This is a genomic window from Streptomyces sp. NRRL B-24484 (genome assembly GCF_000717715.1).
Taxonomy (GTDB): Bacteria; Actinomycetota; Actinomycetes; order Streptomycetales; family Streptomycetaceae; genus Kitasatospora.
On record NZ_JOAI01000001.1, the window covers coordinates 139235 to 154345 of the forward strand.

The following is a 15111-nucleotide window of genomic DNA, read 5'->3' on the forward strand; positions in this document are numbered from 1 at the left end:
GCCCGCCCCTCCCCGCACTCACCCACCAGCACCTCCAGGAGGACACCATGGCGGTCCGCAAGAACCAGGCGACCCTCACGGCCAAGGAGAAGCGCGACTTCGTCGACGCCCTGCTCCAGCTCAAGCGGCTCGGCCGCTACGACGCCTATGTCGCCACCCACAACCGCTTCATCGTGAGCGACACCGACAACGGCGAGCGGACGGGCCACCGCTCGCCCTCGTTCCTGCCCTGGCACCGCAGGTTCCTGCTCCAGTTCGAGCAGGACCTGCAGTCCGTCAACCCCTCGGTCACCCTGCCCTACTGGGACTGGACGGCCGACCGCACCGCCACCGCCGGCCTGTGGGCCGACGACCTGCTCGGCGGCAACGGCCGCTCCGGCGACAACCGCGTCACCACCGGCCCGTTCGCCGCCGGCGGCGGCCAGTGGACGATCACCGTCCGCCCCGACAGCCGCGACTACCTGCGCCGCTCGCTGGGCACCGGCGTCGCCCAACTGCCCACCCGCGCCGAGGTGGAGTCCGTCCTCGCCGTCCAGACCTACGACGCCGCCCCGTGGAACAGCTCCTCGGCCGGCTTCCGCAACCAGCTGGAGGGCTGGCGCGGCGTCAACCTGCACAACCGGGTGCACGTCTGGGTCGGCGGCCTGATGGGCACCGGCATGTCCCCCAACGACCCGGTGTTCTGGCTGCACCACTGCTTCATCGACAAGCTGTGGGCCGAGTGGCAGCGCCGCCACCCCCAGCAGGGCTACCTGCCGACCGCCGCCACCGCCAACGTGGTCTCGCTGAACACCGCGATGAAGCCGTGGAACGACACCACCCCGGCCGACATGCTCGACCACACCCGCCACTACACCTACGACTCGGCGTTCTGACCGCCGGTCCGGCCCCTGCCGGACGAGTGATTGTGCGGGATGCGGGGCCCGCCGGACGGTGTCCGGCGGGCCCCGCGCCGTCCCGCACGGTGTCATGAGGGCATGACCACACACTGGCTGATCACCTTCACCGACGAGCTGATGCGCCTCACCGACGACCTCGACCAGGAGCGGGCGGCCGAGTTCGTGCGCAAGGTGTACGAGGCCGGCCGCACCGCCGGCCGGCAGGAGGAGGCCGAGGGCCAGGAGCACAGCGGCTGGTGAGACCGCTCCCCGGCACGCCGGGGCGACGCCCTAAGGTGGGGGGCCGGACCACGAGGAGGAGCAGGACATGGCCGAGCCGCGGGCGCGCCGGGCCGCACGGCCCCGCGAGGAGGTCTTCGCGACCGCCCGGGCCGCGATCGCCGAGCACGGGCTCGACAAACTCACCATGGCCGGCCTGGGCCGCGAGCTGCAGATGAGCGCCGGCCACCTCCTCTACTACTTCGGCAGCAAGGACCAGCTGCTGCTGGAGACCCTCCGCTGGAGCGAGGAGCAGCTCGGCGAGCGGCGGCGCTCCGCCCTCGCCCGGCAGGACCGCACCGTCCGGCAGCGGCTCGCCGCCTACGCCGGGCTGTACCTGCCCGAGGGGCCGGGCGACCCCCGGTGGATCCTCTGGGTCGAGGTCTGGGGGCGCTCGCCCGCCAGTGCCGAGATCCGGCAGGGCCAGCTGGAGATCGAGGCCCCCTGGCAGGCCGACCTCGTCGCGCTGATCGAGGAGGGCCTCGCCACCGGCGCCTTCCGCCGCCCGCCGGCCGGGGAGCGCGGCACCGCAGGTGCGGCACCGCAGGACCGGGCCCGGCAGATCCGCGCCGTCCTCGACGGCTTCGCAGTCCCGCTGGCCGTCGGACTGCCCGGGGCCGACCGTACGGACGCCTTGGCCCAGGTCGCCTCGGTGACCGCCGCCCTGCTGGACTGAGCGGCCCCCGGGCCGCGACCGGGCCGCGACCGGACGCCGCTACTCCGTCCAGAGCGCGGCGGCGGTGCGGTCGTCGGCGTAGCCCTTGGCCCGCACCTGGACCTGGCGCAGGAAGTCGACGCTGCCCGGCGGGTGCGGATGGGCCCAGTGGTTGGAGAGGAAACGCGCCACCGCGGGCTCGTCCGCGATCGGCCCGGCCAGGCCGGCCGTGCACAGCAGCAGGATGTCGCCGGTCGTGGCGGGCACCATCCGGAACCGGAACGGCCGGGGCGCCGCGGCGGGCGCCGCCGGCTGCGGCTCCCCGTCGGGGTGGTGCAGCAGCCGGGCCGCGTAGGCGTCGATCCAGTGGCCGGACCGCAGCAGGTAGAGCCCGCCCGGGCCGGTGCCGAACGCCGCCCGGTGCCCGGCCTCGCCGTCCAGCGGCACGAGCAGGCAGTGCAGCGCGCCGGACTCGCCGTCGCCGGGCTCCGGCGCCGGATCACCGGCCGGCCGCAGGCCGGCGGCCGCACCGACCGTGAGCCGCTGCAGGCCGTAGCGGAGCCGGTCGCGGGCCCCGGCGCGCAGGTCGGCGGCGAGCTCGACCCGGCTGCGGCCGATCGCGGCCGCCAGCTGCCGGGCGGCCTCCGCGGCGGCGGCCGAACCGGTCACCGCGTCCTCCGAACGGCCCGGCGAGGCGATCACCGCGAGCAGCAGGCCCTCCTCGCCCTCGCCGAACCGGGTCACCAGCAGGGCGTCGCGGCGCGGCTCGCCGCGGAACCGCGCGGAGTCGCCCCGGACGGAGACCGCACGCAGTATGGCCGGGCCGTACTGGGCGCCGTCGAGGACGGTGTCCGGAACGATCGTGCCCAGCCCGGCCGGATCGGCCGCCGGCAGCGCGGTGGGCTCCGGGCTGTACGTCGGAGGCCGCTCGCCCACGTGCGGGACGGGCGGCTCCAGCGGGACGCGCCGCGGGGCGGGACGGGGCTGGGCGGCGGCAGCGGGATCCGCGGCGGCGGCGGTGGCGCCAGCCGGGGCCGTCGGCCCGGGCTGCTCCTCGGCGGGCGGGTCGAGCTTGCGGAGGATCACCGTCGGACCGGTCACGGGGTCGGAGCGCTGCCCGGCGGGACGCACGTCGACGGTGACGTCGGGCTCCGGGGCGCGGTCCGGCTCCGGCTCCGACTGCGGGTCCGGGCGGCGGACCGTCCCCAGGGTGACCGTCGGATCGGGCTCGGCCCCGTCGGCGGGCCCGGGTGCCTCGGGGGCGGGCTCCGGTGCGGGGCGGCGGACCGTCCCGAGCGTGATCGTCGGATCGGGCTCGGGCTCGGCCGCGGGCTTCGGCTCCGCAGGTGCCGCCGGGGGTGTCGGCGGCGTCGGCTGCGTCGGCCGGACGGGCGCTGCGGCGCCGCCCGGAGCGGCCCCCGGGCCCCCGATCACACCGGCGGCCATGTCGAACCAGTCGTCGACGCTGGGCTCGTCGACACCCGGCGTGACGAGGCCGGGCTCGTCGAGGCCGGGCTCGTCGAGGCCGGGCTCCGGCGGGGCGACCCGGTCCCGGTCGGCGCGAACGGGCGGGGCCCAGAGCGGGCGGGGCGGGGCCGCGGCCGGCTCGGGCCGGGCTGCGGGCGGCGCGGCCGTCTCCCGTTCCGCAGCGGCCGGCGGCGCCCAGTGCGGGCGGGGCGGCTTCGGGGCGGGCCCGGGCCGGGGTGCGGGCTCCTGCTCCTCCCCGGCCACGGGCGGCGCCCGGTGCGGACGCGCCGGGGCTGCCGGTACCTCCTCCGCGGCGGGGCGCGCCGCGGGGCCCGCGGCAGGGGCCGACGGGTCCTCGGGGGTCCGCTCCGCCGGGGAGCCGGTGCGCTGGGGGCCGATCATGCCGGACGCGGAGTCGAACCAGTCGTCGACGCTTCCCTCGCCCGCGGCGGCTCCGGGGGCGTCCGGCAGGGTTCCCGCCGGGCCCGCGTAGACCGCCTGCCACCAGCCGTCCTCGGGCCGGTCGTGCGGGGATGCGCCCTGGTTGCTCACGTGGCGGCTCCTCGTGCCGTGTCTGCCGTCTGCCGAGCGGGCCGGTGTGCCGGACTCGGTTGGTCATTCTCCCGAAGGAGAACGACGGTGTCCGGCTTTCGGGGACACCCGGCCACCCGTCGGGTGCAGCGGCGGCGTGATCCGTTCGGATTCGGCCATCCGCACGGAGGCAGTGCGGACGTGCGGACGGAGGTGCCGGGGACGGATGTCCGGAGCGTCCTTTTTGGGGCCCTGAAATGCACAGGAAGGGCCCTCCGACCCGGGTCGGGAGGGCCAAGAGGGGGACCGTTTCACCCCTTCGGCTGATTAATATGTGCGCATGAGCGTGCCAGCATCCGCGACCGGCGAGCCGGGGCGGTCCGTCCGCGCCGGCGGTCGCCCGGCCGTGCTGCTGTGGGCGCTGCTGGTCACCGGTCTGCTGACGCTGCTGCCGTGCGCCGGGACCGCGAAGGCGGTGTCGGGCCACGCCCCGGCCGCCCCTCCGGTCTCGTCCGTCACCGGCCCGCACGCCACCGGCGCCGTCCCGGCCGCGCACGGCGCGGGACATGCCGTCGCCCGGTGGTCCGACGACGGCGGTCGGCACGTCTGGTGCTCCGCCGACGGCGACCACCCCGGCCCGGGCAAGGGCTGCACCAGCCACCCGTTCCGCGGGCTGGAGGCGCAGCTGCCGAACGCTCCCCCGCACCCGGTCGCGGTCGCCCTGCCGCAGCTGGTCCCGGCGCCGGCGCTGCCGGCCGCCGTCCCGCTCGACACGCTGGCCGGGCCTCCTCCGGCGCCCGACCTCCACGTGCTGCAGGTCCACAGGTCCTGAGCGGAACCCACCGTCGGCCGTGACCCGTGCCCCCGTGCACCGGACGGGCCGGCGGCTCCGCCGCCCCTCCCCCTCTCGCCCCACCGCCGTGCGCCGTGCACCGCGGAGACAAGGACACACTCATGGGTTCCGCCTCCAGGCAGTCGAAGCCGTCCAAGCAGGGTTCCGGCAACCCGGGCAACCGGCAGAGCCAGACCGAGCGCCAGGCCGACCGCCGGGCCCGCATCGCGGAGCTGCGCGCCGCCGAGCAGAAGCGCGACCGCCGCAACAAGGTGGTCGTCTTCGGCCTGGCCGGTGTGCTGCTGGCCGGCATGATCGGCGCCGGCACCTGGATAGCCCTGGACGCCAAGCACGACAAGGACGCGAAGGAGGCCGCCGCCAAGGCCCCGATCCAGGGCGTGCAGACCTGGGACAACCTGTCGCGCAACCACGTCGAGACCAAGGTCACCTACGCGCAGACCCCGCCGGTCGGCGGCGACCACAACCCGCGCTGGGCGAACTGCATGGGCGACGTCTACGACAAGCCGCTCGCCAACGAGAACGCCGTGCACTCGATGGAGCACGGCGCCGTCTGGGTGACGTACAACGCGAAGGCGTCCGCCGACGACATCAAGAAGCTGTCGGAGAAGGTCAAGGCGACCCCGTACACCTTCATGAGCCCGTACCCGGACGAGAAGAGCCCGATCACGCTCTCCGCCTGGGGCACCCAGCTGAACGTGGACAGCGCCAGTGACCCGCGGGTGGAGCAGTTCTTCACCAAGTACGTCCAGGGTCCGCAGACGCAGGAGCCGGGCGCGTCCTGCAGCTCCGGCGTGATGCCGTGATGACGGACGCCGAGGAGACCTCGGCCACCCGGACCGGGGAGTCCGGCGGGGGCGGTGCGCCGCGCCGTTCGCGGAAGCTGCTGTGGTGGCCGGCCGCGATCGCCGCGGTGATCGCGCTCTGCCTCGGCGTGTCCGCCCTGGTGGCGGGCGGCTCGGACTCCGGCGGTCCGTCGGCGGCGGCGACGCCCGCCACCGACTCCCCCGAGGCCGGGTTCGCCCGCGACATGGCGACCCACCACCAGCAGGCCATCGACATGTCCTTCATCGTCCGCGACCGCACGCAGGACGAGGAGGTGCGCAACCTGGCGTTCGACATCATCAACACCCAGGCGAACCAGCGCGGCATGATGTCGGGCTGGCTCGACCAGTGGGGGCTGACCCAGAGCACCTCGGCCAAGCCGATGGCGTGGATGGGGCACAGCTACGCCGCGCACGACGGCTCGCTGATGCCGGGCATGGCCACCAACACGGACCTGGCCAAGCTCCGCTCGCTGAGCGGCCGCGACGCGGAGGTGCTGTACCTGCAGCTGATGATCGAGCACCACAAGGGCGGCGTGGCGATGGCGCAGGCCTACGTCGACGTGGCCCGCAACGACGTCGAGAAGCGGCTCGCCCAGACCATGGTCAACGGGCAGAAGTCGGAGATCGACCTGATGACGTCGATGCTCGCGAAGCGCGGTGCGCAGCCGCTCTCCTGAGCGGGTGCGGCACGGGCGGGCGGGTCTGACGGCAGCGTCCGGCCCGCCCGTCGCCGTGTCCGGGGCTCACCCGGAACGGTGGCGGGCGGCGGACCGTTCGCGGGCCGCGGCCCGGGGACGGCCGGCGGTGCACAGCCGGACGGCGGCCAGCGCGGCGGCGACCAGGAGCAGCAGGACGGCCCGGCCGCCGTCCCCCGCCCCGGCCAGGTGGACGCCGAGCACCGGCAGGGCGGTGCCGAGCGCGGTGCCGAGGCTGCGCACCATGTTGACCATGCCGCCGCCGACCGCGGAGCTCTCCGCCGGGATCGACCGCATCACCAGCGTGTTGTTGGCGGGCAGCAGCAGGCCGAGGCCGTAGCCGGCGACGGCCAGCGGGACGGGGGCGAGCGCCGGGGAGACCGGCAGCACGGCGAGGACCAGCAGGCCCGCGGTGGTGACCAGGGCCCCGGTGCGGCCGCGGCGGGCGTCCGACCAGTCCCGGGGCAGCAGGGCGCCGCCCGCGGTGGCGGCGATCGCGAAGGCGGCCGGCAGGGCGGTGATGACCAGGCCGGCGGTGCCGGCGGGGACGCCGGCGGCGGCCAGCATCACCGGCCCGAGCACCAGCGGGCAGAACAGCAGCAGGTAGCCGATCAGGGCGACCACCAGGCCCGCCCGGACACCGGGGGTGTTGACCAGGCCGGGGGCGATGATCGGGGTGTCCGCCCGCTGCTCCTGCCGGACGAGGGCCGCGGTGAAGAGGCCCGCGGCGGCGAGCAGCACGAGCACGGCCCAGCCGGGCAGCGGCAGTCCGGCGGCGGTGGAGAGGGCGAGCAGCAGGGCCGTGGAGGCGGCGGCCAGCAGGGCGAGGCCGAGCAGGTCGAAGCGGGACTCCCGGCGGGAGCCGGCGGCCGCGGCCGGACGCGGCGGGAGGGGCTCGTGGCGGCTGCGCGGCAGCAGGAACCAGCCGGCCAGCAGACCGAAGACGGCGATCGGGACGTTGACCCAGAACGCCCACCGCCAGGAGGCGTGCGCGACGAGCAGCCCGCCGACGGTCGGTCCGAGCGCGAGGCCGAGCGCCTGGGCGGCGGCCTGGATGCCGAGGGCGGTGCGCATGGCCCCGGCCGGTACCCCGCGGGCGACCAGTGCGACACTGTTCGCCTGCATCATCGCCCCGCCGACCGCCTGGACGGCCCGGCAGGCGACCAGCACCCAGAGCCCTCCGGCGAGGCCGGCGGCGAGCGAGGCCAGGGCGAAGACCGCGAACCCGCCGAGGTACATCGTCTTGCGGCCGACCGTGTCCGAGAGCCGGCCGACCGGCGCCAGCAGGGCTACGAGGACCAGCAGGTAGGCGAGCGACACCCACTCGACGGAGGCGAAGCCGGCGTCGAAGTGCTGCTCCAGCGCCGGGAAGACCAGGGCGGTGACACTCGCGGTCAGCTGGCCGAGGAAGGCGCCGAGGCAGACGGTGCCGACCGCGAGCCAGTGGGCGTGCGGCCAGGCGGCGACGGTGCGCGGCCGGGGCCGCTCGGCCAGCAGCAGGACGCTGTCGACCAGCCGGGTGCGGTGGGCGGGTGCGGGCACGGCCCCATACTACCTCTGCCACAGACATACTCGTAAACAGATCATGTCTGCGGACAGAAGAGTCCGCACCTCGGTACGCCCGTGAACGGTGGGACGGGGGGCCACCGGTGAGCCGATACGCTGTCCGCCATGTCGGAGCCGTCCCACCCCGTGCCGCCCGCCGCGCCCGCGTCTCCCCCGCCCTGGAACGCGGCCGCCGCCTCCCCCCTGGAGGAGGCCGTGGCGATCGAGCGGGCCCAGCGGCTGACCGACGTGATCACCCGGCTGCGCCGGGCCCTGCGCAGCAGCATCCGCACCGACTACCCCTGGGAGTCGCTGCCGATGGCGCAGGTGGAACTGCTGCAGACGCTGGCCTCGGCGCCGATGCGGGTCGGCGAGCTGGCCGCCCGGCAGCGGCTGGCCCCGAACACCGTGAGCGGCCTGGTCGGCAAGCTGCTGGAGGCGGGCTTCGTGGACCGCCAGGCCGACCCGGGCGACCGCCGCACCGCGCGGATCGCGCTCACCGACGCCGGCCGCACCCAGCTGCTGGACTGGCGGCGTGCGCACGAACGCCGCCTCGCCGACGCCCTGGAGAGCCTCTCGCCGGTCGACCGGGACGCGGTGATGAACGCCCTGCCCGGCCTCGAACACCTGGCCCGCACGCTCGCCGGCGACACCGTCGCCCCGGACGACCGCGGCTGAGCCCCCCCGGCCCCGGCAGGTCCGTGACCCCCCGGGGCGGATCCGCCGCCCCCGGCAGCGGGACGGCGCTCAGAAGAGCGTGGCGCCGCTTTCGTGCTCCAGCAGCCAGCGCTTGCGGTCGATGCCGGCCGCGAAGCCGGTGAGGGCACCGCTCGCACCGACCACCCGGTGGCAGGGGCGGACCACCAGCAGCGGATTGGCGCCGACGGCGCCGCCGACCGCACGGACGGCCGTCGGCGGCAGCCCGGCCGCCGCGCCGAGCTCGCCGTAGGTGACGGTGCTGCCGTACGGGATGTCGTCCAGCGCCTGCCACACCCGACGGCGGAACTCGCTGCCCTCGGGGTCGAGCGGCAGGTCGAACGCGGTACGGGTGCCAGCGAAGTAAGCGGCGAGCTGGTCGACCGCGGGGGCCAGCGCCTCCGGGTCGGGCAGCCAGTCGGGCTCCGGTTCGGCCCGCGCGCCGCGCTGCCCCGGGGCGGTGACGCGGATCAGGGCGACCGCCCCGTCGCCGTCCGCCCGGCCGGCGAGCAGCAGCTCGCCGAGCGGGCTCGGCATGGTGGTGAACACCGTGGTCATCGCGCCACCTCCACGGCGGACCGCCCGGCGGGTACGGCGACCTGCCCGGCCGGCACAGTGCCCATCGGTGCGGGGTCTGCCGGTACGGGGCCTGCCGGTACGGGTCCGGCCGAGGCGAGCCAGAGCCGGTGCACCGCGTACGAGCGCCAGGGCGCCCAGGGGCGGGCGGCGGCCGCGGCGGCGGTCGCGTCCCCGGGCCGGCCGAGGCGCTGCAGCCCGTGCCGGACCCCGGCGTCGCCGGGCAGGAAGACGTCCGGGTCGCCGAGCGCCCGCATCCGCAGGTAGCCGACCGTCCACGGGCCGATCCCGGTCAGCGCGAGCAGCGCGGCCGAGGCCTCCTCGCGGTCCACCCCGCCGTCGAGCCGGACGGTGCCGTCGGCGAGCGCCGCGCACAGGCCGCGCAGGGCGCGGCGGCGGGCGGCCGGCATGGCGAGGTCGTCGTCCCGGGCCCCGGCCAGGGCGGCCGCGGTCGGGAAGAGCAGTCGCAGGCCGCCGCTCGGCGCGGGCAGGGCGGCCCCGTACCGCTCGGCGAGCCGGCCGGCGAGGGTGCGGGCGGCGGCGACCGTGACCTGCTGGCCGAGCACGGCGCGGACGGCGAGCTCGTGCGGATCGACGTGGCCGGGCGAACGGACCCCGGGGCGGGCGCGGACGGCCGCGCCGAGCAGGGCGTCGGCGCCGAGCTGCTCGTCCACGGCGTCCGGGTCGGCGTCCAGGTCGAACAGCGCCCGGAGCCGGTGCACGGCGGTGGTGAGGTCGCGCAGGTCGGTGAGGGCGAGACGGCAGTCCAGCCAGCCGCGGGTCGGCGGGTCGGCGGCGGCGAGCCCGTCCACCTCGGCGACGGCGTGGCCGTACGGGAGGGCCAGGGTACGGCGGTAGGTGCGCACGCCGGGGCGCCCGCCGGGGACGACCTCCTCGACGCCCGGCACGGCGCGCAGCGCGAGGAAGTCGAGCAGGTGGTCGCTGTCCAGCGCACCGCGGTAGGCGAGCCGCAGCGCGAGGGTGCCGGCCGTGGCCGGTCTGGCCCGCCGTCCCGCCGTCTCGGCCCGCAGCGCGGTCGGGGTGCGGTCGTACACCTCGCGCACGGTGTCGTTGAACTGCCGCACGGAGGCGAAGCCGGCCGCGAAGGCGATCTCGGTGACCGGCAGCCCGGTGGTCTGCAGCAGCAGCCGGGCGGTCTGCGCGCGCTGGGCGCGGGCGAGGGCGAGCGGGCCGGCGCCGAGCTCGGCGGTGAGCTGGCGCTGCAGCTGGCGGGCGCTGTAGCCGAGGCGCTCGGCGAGACCTGCGACGCCCTCGCGGTCGACGACGCCGTCACCGATCAGCCGGACGGCGCGGCCGACCAGGTCGGCGCGGTGGTTCCACTCCGGCGAGCCGGGGACGGAGTCCGGGCGGCAGCGCCGGCAGGCGCGGTAGCCGGCGCCCTGGGCGGCCGCCGCGGTCGGGTAGAAGGTGCAGTTGACGCGCTTGGGGGTCACCGCCGGGCAGCTCGGCCGGCAGTAGATCCCGGTCGTGCGGACGGCGGTGAAGAACACCCCGTCGAAGCGGGAGTCGCGGCTGTCCACCGCCCGGTACCTGGTCTCGTCGTCGATCACGCCCTCCAGTCTGCGCCACCCCCGCGGCACCGACCGGCGGAAATCGGACATCGCCGTCGCGGAACGCGCGCGGGGCGGGTGTCCGACACGACCCGATTCTTGGGAGCGCTCTCAATGGACTCGACGCACCCGATAGGCTCTGATGCGAACAGATCCGCGAGAGGAGCCCAGGGTGTCGCAGCACCAGCCCACCGGCGACGGACCACCCGCCGAGCCCTCCGGCGGAGCACCGGCCCGCGGCGGATCCCACCCCGGCCCCCCCGGGCGGGGCGACACCCCGGGCGCCATGCCCAGACCGACCCTGGAGTCCGTCGCCGAACGGGCCGGCGTCTCCCGGGCCACCGCCTCCCGGGTGGTGAACGGCGGCGCCGGCGTCCGCGCCTCGCTGCGCGAGAAGGTGCAGCGCGCCGTCGACGAGCTCGGCTACGTCCCCAACCTCGCGGCCCGCACCCTCGTCACCCGGCGCAACCAGGCGGTCGCCGTGGTCGTCGCCGAGCCCGAGAGCCGGCTGTTCTCCGACCCGTTCTTCGCCAAGCACCTGCGCGGCATCTCCCGCGAGCTGTCCTCGGCCGACAACCAGATGGTGCTGCTGCTCATCGAGGACCAGGCCGACTACGAGCGGGTCGGCCGGTACCTGGCCGGCGGCCACGTGGACGGCGCCCTGCTCTTCTCCCTGCACCACAGCGACCCGCTGCCGGACATGGCCCGCCGGGTCGGCCTGCCGTTCGTGATAGGCGGACGACCCGGCTGGGCCGGCGCCGAGTCCGACCGCGAGCTGACCTACGTGGACAGCGACAACCGCGGCGGCGGCCGGATCGCCGTCCAGCACCTGCAGTCCCTCGGCCGGACGCGGATCGCCACCATCACCGGCCCGCTCGACCAGACCTCCTCCGTCGACCGCCTCGACGGCTACCGCGACCTGCTGCCCTACGGCGACCCCGACCTGATCGCCGAGGGCGACTTCACCCCGGACGGCGGCGGCCGCGCGATGGCCGAACTGCTCGCCCGCCGGCCCGACCTCGACGCCGTCTTCGCCGCCTCCGACGCGATGGCCTCGGGCGCGCTGCGGGTGCTCCGCGAGGCCGGGCGGCGCGTCCCGGAGGACGTGGCCGTGGTCGGCTTCGACGACGTCGAGCAGATCGCCGCCTGGACGGAGCCCCCGCTGACCACCGTCCGCCAGGACATCGAGGACATGGGCCGCCTGATGGCCCGTCTGCTGCTGCGCCGCCTCTCCGGCCAGGGCGACACCACCGGCCGCCGCGGCCCCATCTCGGTCATCACGCCGACCCGGCTGGTCGTCCGCGGCTCCGCCTGACCCTCCGTCGGCAAAGCGCTCGCCGGACGGTTCGTACCCGTGCGATGATGACGCCATGTGGTCACGACTGCCCTTCGGGGAGCGGCTGAGGGCCGAGCTCGGCACGCCGCGCGGAGCCCGCAGGCTGGGCAGCAGCCCCCGCTCCCGGGTGTGGCGGGCCGAGCTCGCCGGCACCCCCGTGGTCGTCAAGCAGCTCCGCGCCGGGCCCGGCGCGGACGACCGCTACGCCCGCGAGACGGCCGCGCTGCGGATCGCCGCCCGGGCCGAACCCCCGGTCGCACCGCGGCTCCTCGGCGCGGACCCGGCGGCGCGGCTGCTCGTCCTGGAGCACCTGGAGCACGGCACGCCCCACGAGGACTGGGTGGTCGACCACGCGGCGGCGCTCGCCCGGCTGCACGCCTCGGCCGGGCCGGGCGACGGCGATACCCTGCCCGCCTGGACGGGCCCCGCCGGCGAGGACGTGGAGGCCTTCCTGCGGCTGGCCCGCACCCTCGGCGCCGTCGTGCCGGCCGGGGCGCGCGCCGAACTCGACGGCCTCGCCGACCGGCTGGCCCGGCTGCCCGGCCGCGCCCTGCTGCACGGCGACCCCTGCCCGGGCAACGACCTGCACACCGGGCAGGGCGTCCGCTTCGTCGACTTCGAGCAGGCCTCGCGCGGGCCCGGCATCGTCGAACTCGCCTACCTGCGGATCGGCTTCCCGACCTGCTGGTGCGCCACCGCACCCGCACCCGAACGGCTGGCGGCCGCCGAGGCCGCCTACCGCGCGCAGTGGCGCGCCAGCACCGGCACCGAGGTGGACGGCGACCTCGCCGACGCCTGCGCCGGCTGGCTGGTGCGCGGCGACGCCCTCGTCCAGCGCGCCCGGCGGGGCACCGCGGACCACCTGGCCAGGATCCCGCGCCGCGACTGGACCTGGGGCACCGCCACCGCCCGCCAACGGCTCGCCCACCGGCTGCGGACGGTCGGCCGCCTCACCGCCTCCCGCGACCTGGCACGCCTCACCACCGCCATGTACGAGGGCATGCTCGCCCGCTGGCCCGGCCTGCGCCCCCTCCCCGAACGGCGGCCGTAGGCCGCCCGCCGCGGCAGCCCGGTCCGTCTCAGCGGTAGCGGGGGAACCGGCCGGTGTCGATCAGCCACCGCCCGACGGGCACCTCCTGGCCGTAGTCGAACGTCCGGATCTTGCGGTAGGTCGCCCCGTCGGGCTCCTCCAGCACCTGGGCGGTGCCGCGGCCCGGGTCGACGATCAGGTACAGCGGGATGCCCATGGCCGAGTAGTCCGCGATCCTGTCGCGGTGGTCGTTCTCCGGGTTGCTGCGCGAAACCACCTCGATGACCAGGGCCACGGCCCTCGGGTCGACGGCCTCCTCCGGCTGCTCCTCGATCAGGTCCTCGGGCAGGACCATCACGTCCGGCACACGGAGGCGGCCGAGCACGGCGTCCTGCATGTCCGTGTCCATCAGGGCGTACATGTCGGGCGTCTGCGCCATGACCTGCCGCGCGAGGTTCATGGCGGTGAACCCGTGCGGTGTCGTGGGCGACGTCATCATGACCAGGCCCTGCGGACCGATCTCCACCCGGGGCTTGGCCGGCAGCGCGGACAGCTCGTCCGCGATCTCGCGGAGGCGGGCGAACGTGGCGGGATCGATGCTCACACCCCCACGCTACTGAACCCGGGGAGGCGGCGTCGGCCGCCGCAGGCGTCCCCGCACGGGCGGGCGCCCCGCGCCCCGGCGGGGAGCCGGGGGCGGGGCGCCGCGGTGGGCCCGTCGGGGCCGGGGGGTCAGCCGACGGTCCACTTCTGGGCCGCGGTGCCGTTGCAGGTCCAGGTCTGCAGCCGGGTGCCGTCGGCGGAGGAGCCGTCCTTGGCGTCGAGGCACTTGTTCGCACCGACGTTGGTCAGGTCGTGCGCGGCGGTGTACGTCCACTTCTGGGCGTTGGTGCCGTTGCAGGTGTACAGCTGGACGACCGCGCCGGCCTCGGTCGAACCGCCCGCCACGTCCAGGCACTTGCCGAGGGCGCGGACGGTGCCGTCGTTGCCCACCGTCCACTGCTGGGCCGCGTTGCCGGTGCAGTTGTGCAGCTGGACCGGGGTCCGGTCGGCGCTGGAACCGCCGGCCACGTCGACGCACATGCCGCCGATGCCGCGGATCGGGCCCGAGGCGGCCGGGCCGGCGCCGGAGGTGGAGGCCCGCACGTAGTCGACGACCATGGTCTGCGGGAAGGCCGTCGAACCGTCCGGGCTGCCCGGCCAGTCGCCGCCGACCGCCAGGTTGAGGATGACGAAGAACGGGTGGTCGAAGACCCACTTGTTGCCGTGCGTGTCGGCCGGGGTGCGGGTCTCGTACGGGGTGCCGTCCACGGACCAGACGATGGAGTTGGGGCTCCAGTCGACGGAGAAGACGTGGAAGTCGTCGGCGAAGGCCTTGCCGCCCGGCAGGCTGTACGCGGCGCCGAGGCCGCCCGCGCCGGAGTAGCCGGGGCCGTGGACGGTGCCGTGCACGCTGTTCGGCTCGCGGCCGATGTTCTCCATCACGTCGATCTCGCCGCTGTTCGGCCAGCCCGCCGAACCGAGGTCGTTGCCGAGCATCCAGAACGCGGGCCAGACGCCCTGGCCGCGCGGGATCTTGATCCGGGCCTCGAAGCGGCCGTACGCCTGGGTGAAGGTCCGGGCGGTGTTCAGCCGGGCCGAGGTGTACTGGCACTGCCCGTACCAGCAGCCGAGGCCGGGGTCGGTGTTCTTCCTCGCGGTGATGACCAGGTGGCCCTGGCCGTCCAGCGAGGCGTTGGAGGTGCTGTTGGTGTAGTACTCCAGCTCGTGGTTGCCGAAGCCGCCGCCACCGGTCTCCAGGGTCCACTTGCCGGCGTCGGGGCCGCGGCCCGCCGGGCCGTCGAACTCGTCGGACCAGGTCTGTGCGGCGGTCGCGGCGCCGGCCCGCGGGGCCACGGCGTCGTTGGCGGAGACCAGTGCCGCGCCCACGAGGGCCGTGGTGAGCGTGAGCACGAGTCCGCCGAGCGACCAGCGGCGTTTGCGGTGGGAGGCCATGGCAGGCACACCCCTTCCTGGGGACGTGGGGGTGGGGCAGGGAAGGACCGCACGTACTCGAAGGAGCGAGAGCGCTCTCTTCGCGACCGGGGCGGCTCCGGTGGGCCCACACGCTACCGACGAGTCACTGCGCCGACAATGTCGCCCCTCCTCGGCACCAAGCCCCTGACCTGCGACGAT

The 15111-nt window shown here is 76.0% G+C and carries 15 protein-coding genes; 9 read left to right on the forward strand and 6 right to left on the reverse strand.

Translation table 11 applies throughout. The features are described from left to right. The first annotated feature begins 47 nt into the window (after window positions 1-47). From melC2 to IE98_RS0100630, 3 genes are all read left to right on the forward strand, one after another. Window positions 48-875, forward strand: a complete 828-nt coding sequence (gene melC2 / locus IE98_RS0100620) for a tyrosinase MelC2 (RefSeq protein WP_030262246.1) — start codon at window positions 48-50, stop codon at window positions 873-875. A gap of 102 nt (window positions 876-977) precedes the next feature. Continuing rightward, window positions 978-1139, forward strand: coding sequence for a hypothetical protein (locus tag IE98_RS48810; RefSeq protein ID WP_159400793.1), 162 nt, complete (start codon window positions 978-980; stop codon window positions 1137-1139). Between the two features lie 67 nt (window positions 1140-1206). After that, complete coding sequence (locus IE98_RS0100630) at window positions 1207-1833, forward strand: TetR/AcrR family transcriptional regulator (RefSeq protein WP_030262248.1); 627 nt, start codon at window positions 1207-1209, stop codon at window positions 1831-1833. Between the two features lie 39 nt (window positions 1834-1872). Here the strand turns inward: IE98_RS0100630 and IE98_RS44115 are convergent, their stop codons facing one another. Continuing rightward, window positions 1873-3831, reverse strand: a complete 1959-nt coding sequence (locus IE98_RS44115; RefSeq protein ID WP_052389959.1) for a protein phosphatase 2C domain-containing protein — start codon at window positions 3829-3831, stop codon at window positions 1873-1875. 319 nt (window positions 3832-4150) lie between these two features. On the opposite strand from IE98_RS44115, the gene IE98_RS0100640 reads away from it, so the two are divergent. The 3 genes from IE98_RS0100640 to IE98_RS0100655 all read left to right on the forward strand — a co-directional run bounded on the left by IE98_RS0100640 (window position 4151) and on the right by IE98_RS0100655 (window position 6164). After that, window positions 4151-4642, forward strand: coding sequence for a hypothetical protein (locus IE98_RS0100640; protein WP_030262254.1), 492 nt, complete (start codon window positions 4151-4153; stop codon window positions 4640-4642). Window positions 4643-4764: 122 nt separating this feature from the next. Then, window positions 4765-5466, forward strand: a complete 702-nt coding sequence (locus IE98_RS0100645; RefSeq protein WP_030262257.1) for a DUF3105 domain-containing protein — start codon at window positions 4765-4767, stop codon at window positions 5464-5466. Further along, a complete protein-coding gene (locus tag IE98_RS0100655; RefSeq protein ID WP_078660710.1) occupies window positions 5466-6164 on the forward strand; it encodes a DUF305 domain-containing protein in 699 nt (232 codons plus the stop codon). The genes IE98_RS0100645 and IE98_RS0100655 overlap by 1 nt, the downstream gene beginning before the upstream one ends. 66 nt (window positions 6165-6230) lie before the next feature. Here the strand turns inward: IE98_RS0100655 and IE98_RS0100660 are convergent, their stop codons facing one another. Continuing rightward, on the reverse strand, window positions 6231-7724 hold the full coding sequence (locus tag IE98_RS0100660; protein WP_030262264.1) for an MFS transporter: 1494 nt from the start codon (window positions 7722-7724) through the stop codon (window positions 6231-6233). 129 nt (window positions 7725-7853) lie between these two features. Here IE98_RS0100660 and IE98_RS0100665 point away from each other — a divergent pair, with 129 nt between their 5' ends. Next, a complete protein-coding gene (locus tag IE98_RS0100665; protein WP_078660683.1) occupies window positions 7854-8405 on the forward strand; it encodes a MarR family winged helix-turn-helix transcriptional regulator in 552 nt (183 codons plus the stop codon). 69 nt (window positions 8406-8474) lie between these two features. Here the strand turns inward: IE98_RS0100665 and IE98_RS0100670 are convergent, their stop codons facing one another. Together IE98_RS0100670 and IE98_RS0100675 are read right to left on the reverse strand one after the other, a co-directional pair. Then, window positions 8475-8981 carry a methylated-DNA--[protein]-cysteine S-methyltransferase gene (locus IE98_RS0100670; protein WP_030262269.1) on the reverse strand — a complete coding sequence of 169 codons (507 nt, stop codon included), beginning with the start codon at window positions 8979-8981 and terminating at the stop codon, window positions 8475-8477. Next, entirely contained in the window at window positions 8978-10621 is a 1644-nt protein-coding gene (locus tag IE98_RS0100675) for an AlkA N-terminal domain-containing protein (RefSeq protein ID WP_078660684.1), read from the reverse strand. The genes IE98_RS0100670 and IE98_RS0100675 overlap by 4 nt, the downstream gene beginning before the upstream one ends. Before the next feature lie 235 nt (window positions 10622-10856). On the opposite strand from IE98_RS0100675, the gene IE98_RS0100680 reads away from it, so the two are divergent. Both IE98_RS0100680 and IE98_RS0100685 read left to right on the forward strand, forming a co-directional pair. Further along, the gene (locus tag IE98_RS0100680; RefSeq protein ID WP_030262273.1) at window positions 10857-11885 is read left to right on the forward strand and encodes a LacI family DNA-binding transcriptional regulator; all 1029 of its coding nucleotides are present in this window, start codon (window positions 10857-10859) and stop codon (window positions 11883-11885) included. A 55-nt stretch (window positions 11886-11940) separates the two neighbouring features. Next, window positions 11941-12957 carry an aminoglycoside phosphotransferase gene (locus IE98_RS0100685; RefSeq protein WP_030262275.1) on the forward strand — a complete coding sequence of 339 codons (1017 nt, stop codon included), beginning with the start codon at window positions 11941-11943 and terminating at the stop codon, window positions 12955-12957. 28 nt (window positions 12958-12985) lie between these two features. Here the strand turns inward: IE98_RS0100685 and IE98_RS0100690 are convergent, their stop codons facing one another. Further along, window positions 12986-13540 carry a Uma2 family endonuclease gene (locus tag IE98_RS0100690; RefSeq protein ID WP_078660685.1) on the reverse strand — a complete coding sequence of 185 codons (555 nt, stop codon included), beginning with the start codon at window positions 13538-13540 and terminating at the stop codon, window positions 12986-12988. Between the two features lie 128 nt (window positions 13541-13668). Next, complete coding sequence (locus IE98_RS0100695; RefSeq protein ID WP_030262278.1) at window positions 13669-14931, reverse strand: glycoside hydrolase family 16 protein; 1263 nt, start codon at window positions 14929-14931, stop codon at window positions 13669-13671. Between the last annotated feature and the right edge of the window lie 180 nt (window positions 14932-15111).

Excerpts from the sequence above, each read along its gene's own strand:
- IE98_RS0100645 (WP_030262257.1), top strand. The coding sequence starts at position 4,765 with ATGGGTTCCGCCTCCAGGCAGTCGAAGCCGTCCAAGCAGGGTTCCGGC.
- IE98_RS48810 (WP_159400793.1), top strand. The coding sequence starts at position 978 with ATGACCACACACTGGCTGATCACCTTCACCGACGAGCTGATGCGCCTC.
- IE98_RS0100640 (WP_030262254.1), top strand. The coding sequence starts at position 4,151 with ATGAGCGTGCCAGCATCCGCGACCGGCGAGCCGGGGCGGTCCGTCCGC.
- IE98_RS0100665 (WP_078660683.1), top strand. The coding sequence starts at position 7,854 with ATGTCGGAGCCGTCCCACCCCGTGCCGCCCGCCGCGCCCGCGTCTCCC.
- melC2 (WP_030262246.1), top strand. The coding sequence starts at position 48 with ATGGCGGTCCGCAAGAACCAGGCGACCCTCACGGCCAAGGAGAAGCGC.
- IE98_RS0100670 (WP_030262269.1), bottom strand. The coding sequence starts at position 8,981 with ATGACCACGGTGTTCACCACCATGCCGAGCCCGCTCGGCGAGCTGCTG.
- IE98_RS0100680 (WP_030262273.1), top strand. The coding sequence starts at position 10,857 with ATGCCCAGACCGACCCTGGAGTCCGTCGCCGAACGGGCCGGCGTCTCC.
- IE98_RS0100630 (WP_030262248.1), top strand. The coding sequence starts at position 1,207 with ATGGCCGAGCCGCGGGCGCGCCGGGCCGCACGGCCCCGCGAGGAGGTC.
- IE98_RS0100685 (WP_030262275.1), top strand. The coding sequence starts at position 11,941 with ATGTGGTCACGACTGCCCTTCGGGGAGCGGCTGAGGGCCGAGCTCGGC.
- IE98_RS0100655 (WP_078660710.1), top strand. The coding sequence starts at position 5,466 with ATGACGGACGCCGAGGAGACCTCGGCCACCCGGACCGGGGAGTCCGGC.
- IE98_RS0100695 (WP_030262278.1), bottom strand. The coding sequence starts at position 14,931 with ATGGCCTCCCACCGCAAACGCCGCTGGTCGCTCGGCGGACTCGTGCTC.
- IE98_RS0100675 (WP_078660684.1), bottom strand. The coding sequence starts at position 10,621 with ATGTCCGATTTCCGCCGGTCGGTGCCGCGGGGGTGGCGCAGACTGGAG.